The following is a 2061-nucleotide window of genomic DNA, read 5'->3' on the forward strand; positions in this document are numbered from 1 at the left end:
GGCGTCGGCCCGGCCTCCCCGATGAAACACCGCGCCGGTGGCGCCCTGACAAGGGCAGCCACCGGCGCGTTCTTCTCGGATGGGGACCCTCATGGAGCGTGAAACGTGATTCAGCGTGGCTCGAATGCGGCTGTCAGAACCGCAGCGTTGTCTTTCGGCAATGAGGAACGCGGTTGGACCGCGATGGCCAGCGCACCCATGATGAGGGCTGCAAGGAACAAGACGGGCGCGGAACTCACATCATGCAGCGTGCCGAGGATCATTGCCCCGGCGGCTTGCCCCAGGGCGAGAGCCACGAAAAGGGCGACCGTGATTACAGGGGATGCCCGGGGTGCTAAACGCATGGCCCAAACGATCAGGACCCCGGTCATGGCTGTGTAACCGGCGCCGAACAAGCTCACGGCTGAGTAGGCGATCACTGGATGAGCAGGCGCCAGCCCGACTCCCGCCGTGCCCAGCAGCAAGGCCAGGTTGGTGACAGACCACGCCCGGCTCAGGGACCAGCGTTGAACCAACTGAGCGGCCAAGGCTCCGATAACACTCATGGCCCCCAGCAGGATCCACGCGATGACCGAGAATGACTGCCCCGGGAAAACATCCGGGCCCGCGGCGTCGAGATGAGTACGCCCGAAGGTCCAGACAGCTGCACTGCCGGCACCCGAAAGCGCGGCCATAGTCATGATGCGTCCTAGACCCGGGACATCGAAAAGGTGGAAAGGCCGCAGCGAGGAATCCGTGGTGGAACCAACGCTGCTGGCTGGCATGCGGTGCCGAGCTGAAATGAGTGTGGCAACCATGGTGAGAACCGCGGCAACACCAATAACCACCCAGGCGATGCGCCAGTTCTGGGCCGTGGCGGCCAGGAGGAAACCTGCAATCACGAGGCCCACGCCCGTCCCGGCATTAACCGTTGTCTGGGCCCGCTCTCTTCCCCGTTCATCAATAAGGCGCGCAATTAGCCCTACGGTTCCCGGGGTGGCGAAACCGGCTCCCGCTCCGGCCACCACCACACCGATCCCCAACACGGTGCCACTGGGGGCGGCTGCGACCGCAAGCGAACCTAGGGATGCCGAAGCGCCGGCGGCGATCACCAGGCCGCGGGGCCACCTGGCGCCCGGCACAGCAAGAACCGCGGCCACGCAATAGGAGAGAAAACTGCCTGATTGAATCAGGCCGGCCGTGGCTCCGTCGAGATCGAAGGCCTCTTGGAACTGCGGAAGAAACAAGCCATATCCGAACCGCGCTAAGCCATATGTGGCGGCAATCAATCCCATGCTGCTGAGGACGAGGCGCACAGCGGACCCCCTTTACGAAACGAGCGTTACAATAAGAGTAACGCACGTTCTAACGTCTTGGAGACTAGGGTTGAACCGATGAAGGTGAACAAGACCCCGGCTCGGAGTCGTTTACTGCGCGCGGCGGATCGGATGCTCTTCACTCGGGGAGTTCAGGCGACTCCGGTGGATGAACTTCTGCGCGAGGCCGAGACCTCCGCTGCAACGCTCTACGCCCAGTTCGGAAGCAAGGATGGTCTCCTTGCAAAGGCACTGGAGGGTAGATTGTCCAATTGGCAGGCCGTGTGGGACTCACACATTGTCGAAGCCACTGACGACACAGCTCGGCTCCTGGCGATCTTCGATGCATTACTTGACTACCGCGATGGCTCCCGCTCATCCACTAGGTGGTGCGCGTTCCTTGCAACCGCCTCTGAACTTTCTGCCCCTCCGGAATCGGTTCTGGCTGTTCTTGAGGCGGATTCCGCATTATTGCGCAAGCGGCTACTTCACTTGTCGGAACCCCTGGCCGGGGAGCGGGCTCATGAACTGGCCGATGCCGTGGAGCTCATTTATTCCGGTGCCCTGGCGTCATTCCTCCGCGGTGAGCCCCTGGACCCGATCGCGGTGGGCCGCCGAACAGCGGCCGTCGTAGTCGCCTCTTTTGGCTCCTAGGAAGGAGCCGCACGAGTGCAGCGCGAGGTAGCTTTACGTCCTCGCGGTTGTCTTGCAGGATGGGGACCTTACCGGCCGGGTTCGTCCTCCACATACCGATCTTCGCGGTAGT

At 62.7% G+C, this 2061-nt stretch carries 2 protein-coding genes; one reads left to right on the top strand and one right to left on the bottom strand.

All coding sequences use genetic code 11. The features are described from left to right. Positions 1 to 110: 110 nt before the first annotated feature. On the bottom strand, positions 111 to 1274 hold the full coding sequence (locus tag Q4E95_RS13165; RefSeq protein ID WP_303383731.1) for an MFS transporter: 1164 nt from the start codon (positions 1272 to 1274) through the stop codon (positions 111 to 113). Positions 1275 to 1373: 99 nt separating this feature from the next. Here Q4E95_RS13165 and Q4E95_RS13170 point away from each other — a divergent pair, with 99 nt between their 5' ends. Further along, positions 1374 to 1949: a TetR/AcrR family transcriptional regulator gene (locus tag Q4E95_RS13170; protein WP_303383732.1), complete on the top strand. Its 576-nt coding sequence runs from the start codon at positions 1374 to 1376 to the stop codon at positions 1947 to 1949. Positions 1950 to 2061 lie beyond the last annotated feature (112 nt).

This window comes from Kocuria sp. (genome assembly GCF_030536815.1).
Classification (GTDB): domain Bacteria; phylum Actinomycetota; class Actinomycetes; order Actinomycetales; family Micrococcaceae; genus Kocuria; species Kocuria gwangalliensis.